General features: G+C 74.3%; 13 protein-coding genes and 1 pseudogene. 6 read left to right on the top strand and 8 right to left on the bottom strand.

Annotation, left to right across the window (positions count from 1 at the left end; genetic code table 11):
- Positions 1–18 precede the first annotated feature (18 nt).
- Positions 19–423 (top strand): Zn-ribbon domain-containing OB-fold protein, encoded by a 405-nt coding sequence (locus ACRB68_RS04495; RefSeq protein ID WP_153530942.1) that lies wholly within the window; start codon positions 19–21, stop codon positions 421–423.
- Here ACRB68_RS04495 and ACRB68_RS04490 read toward each other — a convergent pair whose 3' ends face one another.
- The 5 genes from ACRB68_RS04490 to ACRB68_RS04470 form a co-directional block, all read right to left on the bottom strand.
- Complete coding sequence (locus ACRB68_RS04490; protein WP_153530941.1) at positions 424–2,004, bottom strand: AMP-binding protein; 1,581 nt, start codon at positions 2,002–2,004, stop codon at positions 424–426.
- Positions 2,005–2,017: 13 nt separating this feature from the next.
- Complete coding sequence (locus tag ACRB68_RS04485) at positions 2,018–3,070, bottom strand: phenylacetate--CoA ligase family protein (RefSeq protein WP_328593746.1); 1,053 nt, start codon at positions 3,068–3,070, stop codon at positions 2,018–2,020.
- Positions 3,067–4,134, bottom strand: coding sequence for an LLM class flavin-dependent oxidoreductase (locus tag ACRB68_RS04480; RefSeq protein ID WP_153530940.1), 1,068 nt, complete (start codon positions 4,132–4,134; stop codon positions 3,067–3,069). Before ACRB68_RS04480 ends, ACRB68_RS04485 begins: the two co-directional genes overlap by 4 nt.
- A 107-nt stretch (positions 4,135–4,241) precedes the next feature.
- The gene (locus tag ACRB68_RS04475) at positions 4,242–5,402 is read right to left on the bottom strand and encodes a lysylphosphatidylglycerol synthase transmembrane domain-containing protein (RefSeq protein WP_153530939.1); all 1,161 of its coding nucleotides are present in this window, start codon (positions 5,400–5,402) and stop codon (positions 4,242–4,244) included.
- A 125-nt stretch (positions 5,403–5,527) separates the two neighbouring features.
- Positions 5,528–7,075, bottom strand: coding sequence for a hypothetical protein (locus ACRB68_RS04470; protein ID WP_153530938.1), 1,548 nt, complete (start codon positions 7,073–7,075; stop codon positions 5,528–5,530).
- Between the two features lie 131 nt (positions 7,076–7,206).
- Here ACRB68_RS04470 and ACRB68_RS04465 point away from each other — a divergent pair, with 131 nt between their 5' ends.
- The gene (locus ACRB68_RS04465; protein ID WP_328593745.1) at positions 7,207–7,899 is read left to right on the top strand and encodes an HAD family hydrolase; all 693 of its coding nucleotides are present in this window, start codon (positions 7,207–7,209) and stop codon (positions 7,897–7,899) included.
- Between the two features lie 40 nt (positions 7,900–7,939).
- Here ACRB68_RS04465 and ACRB68_RS04460 read toward each other — a convergent pair whose 3' ends face one another.
- The 3 genes from ACRB68_RS04460 to ACRB68_RS04450 all read right to left on the bottom strand — a co-directional run bounded on the left by ACRB68_RS04460 (position 7,940) and on the right by ACRB68_RS04450 (position 9,210).
- Positions 7,940–8,152, bottom strand: coding sequence for a hypothetical protein (locus ACRB68_RS04460; protein WP_153530937.1), 213 nt, complete (start codon positions 8,150–8,152; stop codon positions 7,940–7,942).
- A gap of 78 nt (positions 8,153–8,230) precedes the next feature.
- Positions 8,231–8,695 carry a DUF4439 domain-containing protein gene (locus ACRB68_RS04455; RefSeq protein WP_328593744.1) on the bottom strand — a complete coding sequence of 155 codons (465 nt, stop codon included), beginning with the start codon at positions 8,693–8,695 and terminating at the stop codon, positions 8,231–8,233.
- Complete coding sequence (locus tag ACRB68_RS04450; RefSeq protein ID WP_153530936.1) at positions 8,692–9,210, bottom strand: hypothetical protein; 519 nt, start codon at positions 9,208–9,210, stop codon at positions 8,692–8,694. Before ACRB68_RS04450 ends, ACRB68_RS04455 begins: the two co-directional genes overlap by 4 nt.
- A gap of 185 nt (positions 9,211–9,395) precedes the next feature.
- On the opposite strand from ACRB68_RS04450, the pseudogene rimP reads away from it, so the two are divergent.
- The 4 genes and pseudogenes from rimP to infB all read left to right on the top strand — a co-directional run.
- A pseudogene (rimP, locus tag ACRB68_RS04445) lies at positions 9,396–9,980 on the top strand (ribosome maturation factor RimP); the annotation flags it as partial.
- A 118-nt stretch (positions 9,981–10,098) separates the two neighbouring features.
- Complete coding sequence (nusA, locus tag ACRB68_RS04440) at positions 10,099–11,178, top strand: transcription termination factor NusA (protein WP_328593743.1); 1,080 nt, start codon at positions 10,099–10,101, stop codon at positions 11,176–11,178.
- A gap of 44 nt (positions 11,179–11,222) precedes the next feature.
- Positions 11,223–11,546: a YlxR family protein gene (locus ACRB68_RS04435; RefSeq protein ID WP_153530934.1), complete on the top strand. Its 324-nt coding sequence runs from the start codon at positions 11,223–11,225 to the stop codon at positions 11,544–11,546.
- A 124-nt stretch (positions 11,547–11,670) separates the two neighbouring features.
- Positions 11,671–14,739 carry a translation initiation factor IF-2 gene (infB, locus tag ACRB68_RS04430; RefSeq protein WP_328593742.1) on the top strand — a complete coding sequence of 1,023 codons (3,069 nt, stop codon included), beginning with the start codon at positions 11,671–11,673 and terminating at the stop codon, positions 14,737–14,739.
- The last annotated feature ends 45 nt before the right edge of the window (positions 14,740–14,784 follow it).

Here is a 14,784-nt window from a genome sequence, read left to right as displayed (position 1 = left end):
GCCAAGGAGGCTTCGCCGATGAGCATCAAGCCCGAAGAAGACCGCGACTCCGCGCCCTGGTGGGAGGCGGTGCGGCGGCACGAGCTGACCGTGCAGAGGTGCGAGGGCTGCGGGACGCCGCGCTTCCCGGCGCGGGCGGTCTGCAACCGCTGCCGCTCGCTGGAGTACACCTGGGTGCCCGCCCGCGGGACCGGGCGCGTCTACAGCTGGATCGTCAACCACCAGGTGTTCGCGCGGCCGATGGCGGAGCTGGTGCCCTTCCCGGTGCTGCTGGTGCGCCTGGACGACGGCGACGACCTGCTGATGTACGGGAACCTGGTGGACGGCGACGCCGCCGAGCTGCGCGAAGGGCTGCCCGTCGAGGCGGTCTTCGCGGATGATGACGAGGGCGCCACCGTCGTGCAGTGGCGCCCCCGCCGCTGATCAGCCCTCCTCCGCCGCCAGGGCGTGCAGGGCCGGCTTGTCGATCTTCCCGTTGGCGTTCACCGGCAGCGCGTCCAGCGCGACCACCCGGCGCGGCACCTTGTAGTTGGACATGTTCGCGCGGGCCCAGGCGATGATCCCCTCGGCGTCCACGGCGGTTCCCGGCGGCGGCACCACGTAGGCCCGGCCGACCTCGCCCACCTCGGCGTCGGGGACGCCGATCACCGCGACCTGGCCGACCAGCGGGCAGCGCAGCAGCAGCCCCTCGATCTCGGCCGGGTAGGCGTTGAACCCCGAGACGATGAACATCTCCTTCTTGCGGTCCACGATGGCCAGGTTCCCGGCGTCGTCGAGCGTGCCGATGTCGCCGGTGTGCAGCCAGCCGCCGGGGTCCACGGCCTCGGCGGTGCGCTCGGGGTCGCGCCAGTAGCCGCGCATCACCCCGTACCCGCCGACCAGGATCTCGCCCGGCTCGCCCGGCGGCAGGTCCTTGCCGTCCTCGCCGACGACCCGCACCGACACCCCCGGCACCGCGCGGCCGGTGGAGGAGGCGATCACCTCGACCGGGTCGCCGGCCCGGGTCATCGACACCACGGTGCCCTCCATCAGCCCGTACGCGTTGATCATCCGGTCCAGGCCGACCCGGTCCACCAGCCGGCGGATCAGCTCGGGCGGCACCGCGGCGGCGCCGCAGATCGCCACCCGCAGCGAGGAGACGTCCCGTCCTTCGAGCTCGTCCAGGATCTTGAAGAACATCGGCGGCGCGCCCGCCAGGACGCTGATCCGGTCGCGCTCGATGAGGTCCATCAGCTCCTCGGGCCGGAACAGCGCGACCGGCATCATCGTGGCGCGGCGCAGCACGCACGCCAGCAGCCCCGCGTTGATCCCGAAGCCGTGCGAGAACGGCGCGATGATCGGATAGCGGTCGCCCTCGCGCAGCGTGACCAGCTCGGCCCAGTCCCAGTAGCCGCGCAGCAGCTGGGAGTGGTGCAGCATGACGCCCTTCGGCGCGCCGGTGGTGCCGGACGTCGCCATGATCGAGGCGAGGTCGTCCCGTCCGACGCCGAGCGCGCGCTCCTCGGCCGCCCCGGCGGAGACCGCCGCCCCGCCCGCCAGGAAGTCCGCCCAGCCCAGCGCGCCGGACGGGGCGGGTCCGCCGCCGAGGACGACGCGGTGCTGCAAATCGGGCAGCTCCGCGTCCTCGATCATCTCCAGGTAGGAGGCGCCCATGAAGCCCTCGGCGGCCAGCAGCACCTTCGCGCCGGTCTTGCGGAGCAGCCCGGCGGCCTCCAGCCCCTTGAACCGGGTGGACAGCGGCGCGATGACGGCGCCGGCGTCCCAGATCCCGTAGGCCGCGACGACCCAGTCCGGGTCGTTCGGCCCCCACACCGCGACCCGGTCGCCGGGGGAGACGCCGAGCGCGATCAGCGCCCGCGCCACCTCCCCGGCCCGGGCCGCCAGCTCGGCGAGCGTCAGCCGGACCGGCCCGGCGACGACCACCTCCACGTCCGGGTGCCCGGACGCCTGGTCCCGCAGCATCCGCGGGATCGTCCCCCATGCGGGGACCGGCTGCACCTCCATCGCGTCGCCTCCGTCAGGACAGCTGGGCGCGGTCGCGGCCGAGGTGGTGGCCGCGCTGGTCGGTCACCGTGCCGGGACGGCGCTCCTCGGCGACCTCGGGCTCGACGACCACCTCGATCGCCACCGGGGTGAGCGCGTACAGCGCCTGCGCGATCCGCGCCTTCCACATGGGGTTCTTGACGAGGGTGCCGCGGTTGAACGACACGTGCAGCGCGGCGGCGTCCAGGGTGCCCTCGCGCCTGATCCGCAGGTCCCAGCGGGCCACGCCGTCGATCCGGGCCAGCGCGGCGGAGATCTTGGGCACCGACACCCAGCGGCCCCGGACCAGCACGTGCTCGCCGACGGTGTGCGCGGGCGCGGGCACGCCCGTCTCGCCGCCCGCGAGCCGGACCGCGTGCCCGGTGCGCAGCGGCTCGCCGTGCCAGGGCGCGGTGACGACCAGTTCGGCCAGGCCCGCGTCGTAGGGCGCCTCCAGCAGCGCGTCCTTGCCGACGGGCGCGAGCCCGAGCAGGCCCTCGCGCGCCGGGGTCAGCGCCGCGTCGGACGGGCCGCGCTGCGCGAGCAGCGCCCCGGTGAACGGGTCGGCGTACACCTCGCGCACCGACGCCTCGAACTCGGTGGCGAGCTGGCGGGCGCTGTTCGACGAGGCGATCTCGCCGACGAGCAGGATGTGCCGCAGCTCCAGGTCCAGCGGGTCGAGCAGGAACTCCAGGTGCAGCCGCGCGAGGAGGTCCATCGCCCCGGTCGGGGTGGTGACGAGGGCGGTGGCGCCGACCGCCTCCAGCGCGGTGTGCAGCCGCATCCGGCCGCGCGGGCCGACCGATGCGGCGGCCTGCGCGACGTCCGCGGCGGCCTGCGCGATCAGCGACCCGGCGGGCTCGCCGTCGTCGTTCAGCGCGACCACCACGCGGTCGCGCTCGCCGATCCCGGCGGCGCGCAGCGTCTCGGCGGTCAGTTCGCGCGCCGCCGGGGCCAGCGGCGCGACCAGTTCGCCTTCGGGGGAGACCGCCAGCAGCCCGGCGGCGGAACGGCCGCCGGGGTAGGCGGCGCGGGTCGGCCAGCTCACTGCGCGACCTCCCGCATGAACAGCTTCATCGACTCGCAGACGTGCTCGTGGGCCAGGCCGCCCACCTGCGCCTGCAGGATGAGGTCGGTGGCGCCCGCGGCGGCGATGCGCTCGACGGCCTTGCGCGAGCCCTCCACGTCGTCGATGACGACCATGGTCTGGTCGCGCAGGACCGCCATCGCCTCCTCCGGCGGCATCCCGACGGCCTGCTGGCCGAGGACGCGGTGGGTGGCGTGCCGGGCGTCGGTGTAGTCGGGCGGCGCGACCAGGTTGATCTGCCGCCGCAGGTACCACAGCACCGCGTCGGCGGCGGTGTCGACGGCCTCCTGCTGGGTCGGCGCGACATGCCAGGGGATCATCAGCGCGATCCGCCTGCTGTCGGGGTCGAACCCGTTGTCGGCCAGGCACTGCTTGTACTGGGCGATGTCCTCGGCGACCTCGTCCAGGCCCTTCAGCATCGTCATGCCGAGCAGGTTGTAGCCCTGCTTGGCGGCGGCGAGGTAGCCGTCCAGCGAGGTGGAGGCGACCCACACCGGCGGGTGCGGCTCCTGCACCGGCCGCGGGTAGACCGACACGTCGGGGATCTCGAAGAACTCGCCGGACCGGCTGACCGGCTGCCCGTCGGCGTTCCAGATCGCCAGGACGGCCTCCAGCGACTCCTCCCACAGCTTGCGCGACTGCTCGAAGGGCCGCTGGAACGCCTGGTACTCCAGCGGGGACGCGCCGCGCCCGGTGCCGAACTCGACCCGGCCGCCGCTGATCACGTCCAGTGTGGCGACGCGCTCGGCGGTGCGGATCGGCGACTGGAACGGCAGCAGCACCACGCCGAGGCCGAGGTGGATGCGCGACGTGCGCTGCGAGATGCCGGCCAGCACCAGGTCGGGCGCCGAGGAGTGGGAGAAGCCCCGGGTGAAGTGGTGCTCGACGAACCAGGCGGTGTCGAAGCCGAGCTCGTCGGCCAGCACGACCTGGTCCATGACGTTCTCGAACGCGCGCCGTTCCACGTCGCGGGACCGCCCGCGGACCTCGAGTTCATAGCCAAGGCTGACCCGTAGGGACGTCATCGAGCCTCCGGTGGTGCTCTGCTGTGCCGATTATGACCAAGCGCTCGCTTGGGAGATTAGCAGCAGCCGATGACGGCAACAAGTCGCGGTGCGGCGGGTGGGGCGGGTCAGGAGTGGCGCGGCTCGGCGGGCGCGGGGGCCTGGACGGCGTTGTAGGGCGTGAGGAACGCCAGCGAGCCGAAGCCGGCCACCACGCCCTGCCCGGTCGCCGTCAGCCAGCGGCGGGTGCGGGTGGACAGGCGCGGGCCCTCCTGCAGCGTGAGCCAGGCGAGCCAGCCGACGGCGACGACCATCCAGTAGGAGAACAGCCGGTACAGGCCGACGGCGGCGCCCGCCGGGGCGAGCGTCGCGCCGAAGGCGACCAGCCCGGCGGCCATGCTGCTCTCGATGGCGCCGATGCCGCCGGGCAGCAGCGGCAGCAGGCTGCCCGCGGCCTGGGCGGCGAAGTAGGCGAGCGTCACCCCGGTCGGCGCGACGTCGATGCCGACCGCGCTCGCCGCCGCGAACAGCGCGAGGATGTCGAACAGCCAGTTCAGCGAGGCGAGGATCGCCAGCATCGCCCAGTCGCGGCGGGTCGGCCGCAGCACCTCCATGCCCTCGCGCAGCCGCTGCGCCCAGGGCGCGACCTTGGGGTGCGCGGTGATCGCGCGGGCGAGCCGGCGCAGCGGCCGGGTGATCCGGGCGCGCAGGGCGGGCCGGCGCAGCGCGAGCAGCAGCACGGCGGCGGCGACGGCGGGGCCGGCCAGCGCGGTCAGCGCGGGGCCGCGCGCGTAGGGGTCGGCCAGCAGCGCCAGCAGCCCGATCGCGGTGTAGGCGGTGCTGGTGACGATCCCGCCGACGATGATCACGGCGGTGGCGAGCCTGGCGGTCGCGCCGCTGCGCCGGAACTGCTGGAAGGTGAACACCACGCTCACCGCCGGGCCGGCCGGCAGTGAGGTGGACAGCGCGTTGCCCGCGTAGGTGATCGCGAACGCGCGGCGGCGCGAGACGCGCAGCCCGCCGGCGCGCAGCAGCCGCCGCTGCAGCCGGGCGAACGCGGCCATCGAGGCCGCCTCGGCGAGCACCACGAGCAGCAGCCAGGTCGGGTCGGCCGAGCGCGCGGCGGTCCAGACGGTGCCGAGGTCGGGGAGCTGGTCGCGCAGCAGCGGGATCGTCGCGATGACGCCGGCCAGCAGCGCCCACTGGACGATCAGGCCCCGCCGGGAGCGGCGCGGCCGCTCCGCCGGCGGGGCCGGGATGTGCGCGGGTGCCTGGATCACCTCGGTCATGTTCCGGTCACCTCGCAAGCTCGCTTGCATGGGGCAACCAATGCCCGGTCTTGACCATTCCCTTTTTCAGCGAGGGAAAGCGCGGGGTGACGGCAGTCACACCGCGCGGGCTCCCCCGGGGAGCGTCAGGGGCGGTCGCGCACCGCGACCAGCCCGCCCACGACGCCGACGTAGGCGGTGCCGTCCGGGCCGAGGGTGATCGGGGCCCAGTTGTTGTCGAACCACTTGCCGGTACCGGTCAGCACCTTGAAGACGGTGCGCCCGCTGTGGGCGTCGACGGCGGTCAGGTACCAGGCGTCGACGAGGTCCTTGCGGGGCTCCTTGGTGTAGAGGTAGAGCAGCCCGGCGGTCACCGACGCCTTGGCGACCGTGGACGGCGAGCGCTCCTTGCTCGTCCAGGCGGTCCGGCAGCCCTTGGCCGTCACGTCCACCCGGCTGACGCCGCCCACGACCGACCCGCCGGGCGGCAGCGCGAAGAAGTTCCGGTAGCCGTAGTTGTTCTCCACGAACAGGCTGTCGCCGTACCCGATCAGCGAGTTGTCGCTGGCGCTCTTCCCGTGCCCGAACACCGGCACCTTGCAGACCGGGCGCCCGTCGCCGCGCCGCAGCACCAGCACGTGCATCCGGTCGTCGGCGTTGTCGGTGATGGCCACGTAGCCGTCGCCGAAGAAGGTCGGCGTGGTGCCCGAGCCCTGGTCGATCTGGCCGGGTTTGCGGGCGGTGCCCCGGTCGTAGGCCCGGCGCCACACGGTCTGCGGCGTGCCGTCCTTGCCGGCCCGCATCCGGTACAGCGCGTGGTCGGACACGATCGAGACGCCGTCCTCGGCGGTGGCGAAGGAGTTCTGGATGCCCTCGCCCTTCAGCCGGACGCCTCGCACACCCCCCGTTCTCGGGTCGATGGTGCCGATCCGGCCGTTGCGGGTGATCCACCAGATCCGCCCGCCCCAGTCGGGGCCGACCGCGGTGATCGGGTCGCACTCGCCCTTCGGCCACGGGTCCGCCCAGGTGGCGCAGTCGTGCGGGAGGCGGCCGCCGAGGTCCCAGTCGTCGGTGACCTTGAAGCGCCAGGCGCCGTCCGGGCCCTTCTCGTGCGCGAACCGGCGGACGTGGAAGGCCGAGTCGGCGACGATGGCGCGGTCCTGCGGGTCCAGGTAGTAGTAGGCGCCGCCGGAGGTGTCGGTGAGCACCTTGTCCAGGTCGCCGGTCACCACCGCCCGCACGGTCGAGGGGCGCGGCGGCAGCGGGAACGCCGCCAGGTCCTTCAGGGTCTTCGGGTCGATGAGCCGGAGCGTGAAGTCCTGGCCGCGGGTGCACTGCGCCACGATCAGCCCGGTCCGGCGGGCGAAGGTGACCGTCGAGCAGAGGCCGGGCAGGCCGCCGTCCTTGGCCTCGGACCGCACCTCGGGACGGCGGCCGAGCGGGCCGTTGAAGGGGTAGGTGTCGGAGGCGTAGCTGTCGGCGTGCATCGAGGACCAGCCGGGCGGGCCCTGGTGGGGGTTGGCCGGCACCGGTCGGCCCGGCAGGGGGCGCGGGACGGCCGGGGCGCCGATGTAGGCGGGCAGGAGGCCGCGGCCGGGGCCGTCGGGCACGGGGGAGGCGGCGGCCGGCAGGGCGAGGCCGAACGTGGCGGCGCCCGTGACGAACGCCGTCGCGAGGGCCCGGGGGGTGGGCATGCGGGCTCCTAAACCTAGTAAACAGGTCGGGAATATATGCAGCGAGCGTAGTGCCCCCGGTCGCGCCCTCCGGAGTGATCCGCCACACGTCCGCACATCGCCTCCGGGCCGTCCGCGGTTACCATCCGGACGTGGCCATCAATGCGGTGATCTTCGACTGGGGCGGCACGCTGACCCCATGGCACGACGTTGAACTGGGCGAGATGTGGCAGGCGCTCTGCAGCGCCCACCTGCCATCAGAAAAGGTGGAACAGGCGGCGCGGGCGCTGCACGCGGCCGAGGAGGAGACGTGGCGGCGGGCGCACCGCGAGCACCGCAGCGCCACCCTGGACGAGATCTTCGAGATCGCCGGGGTGGAGGCGTCGCAGACCCTGCTGGCCGCCTGGTACGAGGCGTGGACCCCGCACACCATCATCGACCCGGCCGCGCCGCCGCTGCTGCGCGGCCTGCGCGAGCGCGGCATCAAGGTCGGCGTGCTGTCCAACACCACCTGGCCCCGCGAGTGGCATGAGCGGATCTTCGACCGGGACGGCGTGCTGGACCTGCTGGACGGCGCCGTCTACTCCAGCGAGATCCCCTGGACCAAGCCGCACGCCGAGGCGTTCCGCGCCGCGATGGACGCCGTCGGCGCGGACGACCCCGCCTCCTGCGTGTTCGTCGGCGACCGCCCCTACGACGACATCCACGGCGCCAAGTCCGCCGGGCTGCGCGCGGTGCTGGTGCCGAACGCCAGCGTCCCGGCGTGGGAGACGGCGGTCCCCGACGCGGTCATCGAGGACCTGGGCGAGCTGCTGCCGCACATCGACCGCTGGTCGGCGTCCTGACGTCCGGCCCGGCGCGGGGGACCCGCGCCGGGCCGGTGCGTCAGGCCGGGCGCATTCCGGCGACCTTCAGCAGCTCCTGCAGCTTGGTGTTGATGGTCGCCAGGTCCGCGCGTGCCGTGACGGCCTCCGCGCGGGCCCGCCGGGCCTGCCGCAGCGCCTCGTCGCGCTCGGCGGCGATCTGGTCGAGGCGGGCCTGGTAGGCCGCGCGCAGTTCGTCCAGGCTGGTCCGGCCCATGCTCTGATCGACGGTCATCGCTGGTTTCCTCCCCCGAGTGAATCCAGTTCCCTACCCCGTAAATTACGCCCCAAAAGCGTACAAAGTTCCCAGGGGTCACTCGCCCGGCCGCGGCCGGGGGGCCAGCGCCGCGGCCGGCAGGCCGGGGAAGGCGGGGCCCGCGGCGGGCGCGCCCGCGTGCCCGCGCCAGGCCACCGCCCGCGCGATCGCCTGCTGCATCTTCTGCGCGGCCGCCTGCCGCGTCCGGGGATCGGGCACGCCCGCCAGGCCCGCGTACGCGGTGACGAGGGCGTCCTCCAGCGCGGCGGCGAGCTGCGCGGCCGAGCGCGCCGAGTCGACCCGCACCGGCAGCCGGTAGGCGGGCGCGGCGGCCTCGGGACGGGCCCCGAGCGCGCCGACGCGGGCGGCCAGCTCGTCCCGCGCCGTCCGGTGGGCGTCCCACAGCGTCCGCGCCGTCGTGCGCAGCGGGTCGCGCAGGCGGGCGCCGAGCACCCCGTACCCGTACACCGCCGCGTGCTCGGCCTGCAGCGCCTCCTGCAGCGCCTCCGCCAGGGAACTCACGACGCCCCCTCCAGCGCCGCGGCGTGCCCGGCCTCGCAGGCGCCGATGCTCGCCAGCAGCTGGGCCAGCCCGGGCCCGGCCGTGGTGACGTCGGCCACTCGCGCGGCCGCCGCGCCGCTCTCGGCCCGGCGGAGCGCGGCCAGCGCCTGCGCGGCCGTCGCCGGGGCCGGCCGCCCGCGCGGCGGCGGGATCTCGCCGCCCTCGTACGCGCGATGGCCCGTGCCGGGCAGGTAGTGGCGGCGCAGCACCGCCAGATGCTCCCGATGGTGCGCGAGCGCCGGATCCAGGCGCCGGGCCAGCGGCGCGTGCGCGCCGCGCACCGCCTCGTACAACGCGATCAGGTCCTGCTCGGCGGCGATCGCGCCGGCCAGCACCCGCAGCTCGGCGCGGTCCCCGGCCGGGCGGGCGGCCGCGGCCCGGCAGCCGCCGAGCAGCGGCAGGGCGAGCGCGCCCGCCCCGAGCAGCGCGGCGCCGAGCACCGGCCGGCGCGGGACCTCGGTCCGGGCCTGAAGCACGCGTGTTCTCCTCGCCGAACGGTGGTGTGAGCGCCCCGGCGGCGGTCCGCGCGGCGGGCCCGTCCAAGCATTCCATACCCGGCACGCCGGTGAGCTGTCCGAAAGACCGCTGAGGTGTCCGGCTGTCGATAGTCTTGAAGGGCCAACCGGCACACGATGGCCACAGCACAACATGAGGAGGTCCCATGAGCGTCGAGTCCGACGGTGGCCACGCTCAGCGGGGCCGCGACGGCGGCGCGTCCCGGCCCACCCGGGACGACGCGCTCGCCGAGCTGACCCGGCTGCTGGAGCCCGCGGTCGCCGCGGCCGGCTTCGACCTGGAAGAGGTCGACGTCCGGCCGGCCGGCCGCCGCCGCCTGGTCAAGATCGTGGTGGACGGCGACGGCGGGGTCAGCCTCGACGACGTCGCCGAGCTCAGCCAGACGGCCTCGGAGCTCCTGGACGCCTCGGCGGTGATGGGAACGGCGCCGTACGTGCTGGAAGTGACCTCGCCGGGCGTGGACCGCCCCCTCACCGAACCGCGGCACTGGCGCCGCGCCGCCGGCCGCCTGGTGGTGGCCGAGCTGGCCGAAGGCGGGCAGGTCGAGGGCCGCATCCTCGCGGCCGACGACGAAGGGGTCGAGCTGGACGTCGTCACCAAGCCGAAGGGCAAGGGGTCGGCCAAGGCCGCCACCACCGCCCGGCGCCGTTTCGCGCCCGGCGAGCTGCTGCGCGGCCGGGTGCAGGTGGAGTTCCGCCGGCCCGATGACATGGACGACGACGTGAGCGACGACGACGCGGACGAGCCGGCCGGGCCCGCGGGCCCCGGGGCCGGCGGCGCCGGCGGCTCCGCCGGACGGCCCGACGTAACGCGTTCTCCGGCCGAGCCGGAATAGAGGGGGGAGCCTCGTGGACATCGACATGACGGCCCTGCGCACGCTGGAGAGCGAGAAGGACATCTCGCTCGAGGTTGCGATCAAGGCCATCGAAGACGCACTGCTGATCGCCTACCACCGGACCGAGGGCGCGGCCGGCCGGGCGCGCGTCGAGCTGGACCGCAAGAGCGGCCACGTCACGGTGCTGGCGACCGAGACCGACGAGGAGGGCAACCCCCTCCGGGAATACGACGACACCCCCGAGGGGTTCAGCCGTATCGCCGCGACCACCGCCAAGCAGGTCATCCTGCAGAAGCTGCGCGACGCCGAGGACGAGCTGACCTTCGGCGAGTACGCCGGCCGCGAGGGCGACATCGTCTCCGGCATCATCCAGCAGGGCAACGACCCGCGGAACGTGCTGGTCGACCTCGGCAAGATCGAGGCCGTCCTGCAGCCGCAGGAGCAGGTGCCGGGCGAGCGCTACGAGCACGGCGAGCGGCTGCGCGCCTACGTGGTGCAGGTCCGCAAGGGTCACCGCGGCCCGTCGGTGCAGCTGTCGCGCACCCACCCCAACCTGGTCCGCAAGCTGTTCGCGCTGGAGGTGCCCGAGATCGCCGACGGCACCGTGGAGATCTCCGCGATCGCCCGCGAGGCCGGCCACCGCACCAAGATCGCGGTGCGCTCGCGCAAGCCCGGCGTGAACGCCAAGGGCGCCTGCATCGGCCCGCTCGGCAGCCGGGTGCGCAACGTGATGGCCGAGTTGCACGGCGAGAAGATCGACATCGTCGACTTCTCCGAGGACCCGGCCGAGTTCGTCGGCAACGCGCTGTCGCCGGCCCGGGTCACCGCGGTCGAGGTGGTCGACGCCGACGCGCGCGTCGCCCGGGTGATCGTGCCGGACTACCAGCTCTCCCTGGCCATCGGCAAGGAGGGGCAGAACGCCCGGCTCGCCGCCCGGCTCACCGGCTGGCGGATCGACATCCGCGCCGACACCGAGCAGCAGGGCGAGGAGAGCACGGGTCAGCCGGGCACGGGCCGGCCGGGCACGGGCGAGCGGAACCGCGGTCAGCAGAACGCGGCCCGTCCGAACACGGGTCAGGGCACCCCCGCCTGACCGGTACGAGGCCGCCCGAACCCGAGCAAGAACGTCAGGAGAGCATGCGACAGGTCACGCCGACGCTTCGGCGCGGTAGACTCGATTCACGTGGCCTCGTGGCCCCGCTGCGCACTTGTGTGGGTTGCCGGGTCCGCACGGCCAAGTCCGACCTGCTGCGCCTTGTGGTGGTCGAGGGCGTCATCGTCCCCGACGACCGCGGGCGGCTGCCGGGAAGGGGGGCCCATGTGCACCCCGACCTGGGATGTCTCGAGCTCGCCGAGCGACGCCGGGCGTTCCCACGGGCCTTTCGCCTGGCGGGACCGCTCGACTCCGGTGCGCTTCGGGACCGGCTTGCGGGACAGGCCGCGCAGCAGCAGGATGCATAACGGTAGCGACGTCTAGTCGGAAGCAGGTCGAGATTGCTATGAGCGCTCGATGAGCACGCCGCGATGAGTACGGCAAGTTAACGACGGTCCGGTGGCCGCACCCCCGGACCGAGTAGGGAGTGCAGTGGCCAAGGTCCGCGTATATGAGCTCGCCAAGGAGTTCGGGGTAGAGAGCAAGGTCGTCATGGCCAAGCTCACCGAAATGGGCGAGTTCGTACGGTCGGCGTCCTCGACGATCGAGGCTCCGGTCGTCCGCCGGCTCACAGAAGCCTTCAACAGTTCGTCAGGTAAGCCCGGCGCCAAGCCGGGTGCATCGAAGAAGCCGGGCCCCGGCCCGCGTCCGGGGCCGCGTCCGGCTCCGGCCTCGTCCGGCACCGAGGGCGCCCGCCCCGGTCCGGCCGGCCCGGGCCCGAAGCCCGGCCCGCGCCCGCCGGCGCCGAGCAAGCCCGCGGCTCCGGCCGCGCCCGCCGCTCCGGTGGCGCCCGCGCCGAGCCAGCCGGCCCCCGCGTCCGGCCCGCGTCCGGGACCGCGTCCCGGCCCCGTGCCGCCCGCGCCGAGCCAGCCGGTGACCCCGGCGGCGCCCGCCGCGCAGACCCGCGCGCCGAGTGCCCCGAGCGCGCCGAGTGCCCCGGCCGCCGGCGGCCCCGGCGCGCCCGCAGGCCCGAAGCCGGGCCCGCGCGCGCCGAAGCCCGGCCCGCGTCCGACGCCCCGTCAGGGCGGCGGCGGTGGCGGCGGTCGTCCCGGCGCGCCGCGCCCGGGCAACAACCCGTTCAGCTCGACCAACACCGGCATGGGCCAGGCGCCCAAGCCGGGCCCGCGTCCCGGCCCGCGTCCGGGCGACGAGCGTCCCGCGCGTGACGACCGTCCCCGTGGCGGCGAGCGTCCGGGCGGTCCGCGTCCCGGCGCGCCCGCCGGTCCCGGTGGCCCGCGTCCCGGCGGCCCGCGTCCGGGCGGCGGCTCGATGCCGCCCCGTCCCGGTGGCGGCGGCGGTGCCGGCGGTCCCCGTCCGAGCCCGATGAGCATGCCGTCCTCGCGGCCGGCCAGCTCTCCCGCGCGTGGCGGCGGCCCCGGCGGCCGTCCCGGCGGCGGCGGTGGCCGTCCGGGTGGCGGCGGCGGTGGCGGTCGTCCCGGTGGCGGCGGTCGTCCCGGCGGCGGTGGCGGCTTCGGCGGCCCCCGCGCGGGCGGCGGTCCCGGCGGTGGCGGCGGTCGTCCCGGCGGTGGCTTCGGCCCCCGTCCCGGTGGCGGCGGCCCGCGCGGCCGTGGCGGCACGCAGGGCGCCTTCGGCCGTCCCGGCGGTCGTCCGGGGCGTGCCCGCAAGTCCAAGCGGGCGCGTCGTCAAGAGTTCGAGAACATGCAGGCTCCCGCCGCCGGTGGCGTCAGCGCCCCGCGCGGCAACGGCAGGATGATCCGCCTGCCGCAGGGCGCCACGCTGACCGACTTCGCCGAGAAGATCGGCGCCAACCCGGCGTCGCTCGTCGCGATCATGATGCACCTCGGCAAGATGGTCACCGCGACGCAGTCGGTCGACACCGACGACCTGCAGCTCCTCGGCGCCGAGCTGGACTTCGACGTCCAGGTCGTCAGCCCCGAGGACGAGGACCGCGCGCTGCTCGAGCAGTTCGACATCGAGTACGGCGAGGACGACGGCGACGAGGAGAACCTCCAGCCCCGTCCGCCGGTGGTGACCGTCATGGGTCACGTCGACCACGGTAAGACCCGGCTGCTGGACGCCATCCGCAACGCCAACGTGGTGGCCGGCGAGGCCGGCGGCATCACCCAGCACATCGGTGCCTACCAGGTCGAGACCGTCGTCGACGGCGAGGACCGCAAGATCACCTTCATCGACACCCCGGGTCACGAGGCGTTCTCCGCCATGCGTGCCCGTGGCGCCGACACCACCGACCTGGTGGTGCTGGTGGTCGCGGCCGACGACGGCGTCAAGCCGCAGACGACCGAGGCGATCGACCACGCGACCGCGGCCGGCGTGCCGATCGTGGTCGCGGTCAACAAGATCGACAAGGAGGGGGCGGACCCGCAGCGGGTGCGCGCCCAGCTCACCGAGTACGGCCTGGTGGCCGAGGAGTTCGGTGGCACCACCCAGTTCGTCGACGTGTCGGCCCGCCAGGGCATCAACATCGACGGCCTGCTGGAGTCGATCGTGCTGACCGCCGACGCCGAGCTGGAGCTGGTGGCCAACCCCGACATGCCCGCCCAGGGTTCCGCCATCGAGGCGCACCTGGACAAGGGCCGGGGCGCCGTGGCGACCGTGCTGGTGCAGCGCGGCACGCTGCGGGTCGGCGACTCCATCGTGTGCGGCGTGGCCCACGGCCGCGTCCGGGCGATGCACGACGAGAACGGCAACCTCGTCGAGGAGGCGGGACCGTCGCGTCCGGTCCAGGTGCTCGGCCTCACGGCCGTGCCCGGCGCCGGCGACAACTTCCTGGTCGTCGAGGACGACCGGATCGCCCGCCAGATCGCCGACAAGCGGACCGCGCGCAAGCGCAACGCCGACCTGCTCAAGAGCCGCAAGTCCAGCTCGCTGGAAGAGCTGTTCAAGGACCTGGAGCGGGGCGAGCGGGACGAGCTGCTGCTCATCCTCAAGGGCGACGTGTCCGGTTCGGTGGAGGCGCTGGAGGACTCGCTCCTCAAGATCGACGTGGGCGACGAGGTCAGCCTGCGGGTCATCCGCCGCGGTGTCGGTGCGATCACGCAGAACGACGTCAACCTCGCGGTGGCGTCCGAGGGCGCGGTCATCATCGGCTTCAACGTCCGGCCCGAGCGCAACGCCCAGGCGGTCGCCGACCGCGAGGGCGTCGACATCCGCTACTACTCGGTCATCTACCAGGCGATCGAGGAGGTCGAGGCGGCCCTCAAGGGCATGCTGAAGCCCGAGTTCGAAGAGGCCCAGCTCGGCACCGCCGAGGTCCGGGAGCTCTTCAAGGTGCCCAAGATCGGCAACGTCGCCGGTTCGATGGTCACCTCCGGGATCATCCAGCGCAACGCCAAGGCCCGCCTGGTCCGCGACGGTGTGGTCATCGCCGACAACCTCACGGTGTCGTCGCTGCGCCGCTTCAAGGACGACGCGACCGAGGTCCGCGAGGGCTTCGAGTGCGGTATCGGCGTCGGCTACAACGACATCAAGATCGGCGATGTCGTGGAGTGCTTCGAGATGCGGGAGAAGCCCCGCGCCTGACGCGCGTAGCCGCACGGTAAAGCAGTGACATGACGCCAGGTTGAT

It is taken from the genome of Actinomadura macrotermitis (assembly GCF_009604375.1).
Taxonomy (GTDB): Bacteria; Actinomycetota; Actinomycetes; order Streptosporangiales; family Streptosporangiaceae; genus Spirillospora; species Spirillospora macrotermitis.
This window is presented reverse-complemented; position numbering and strand designations above follow the sequence as displayed.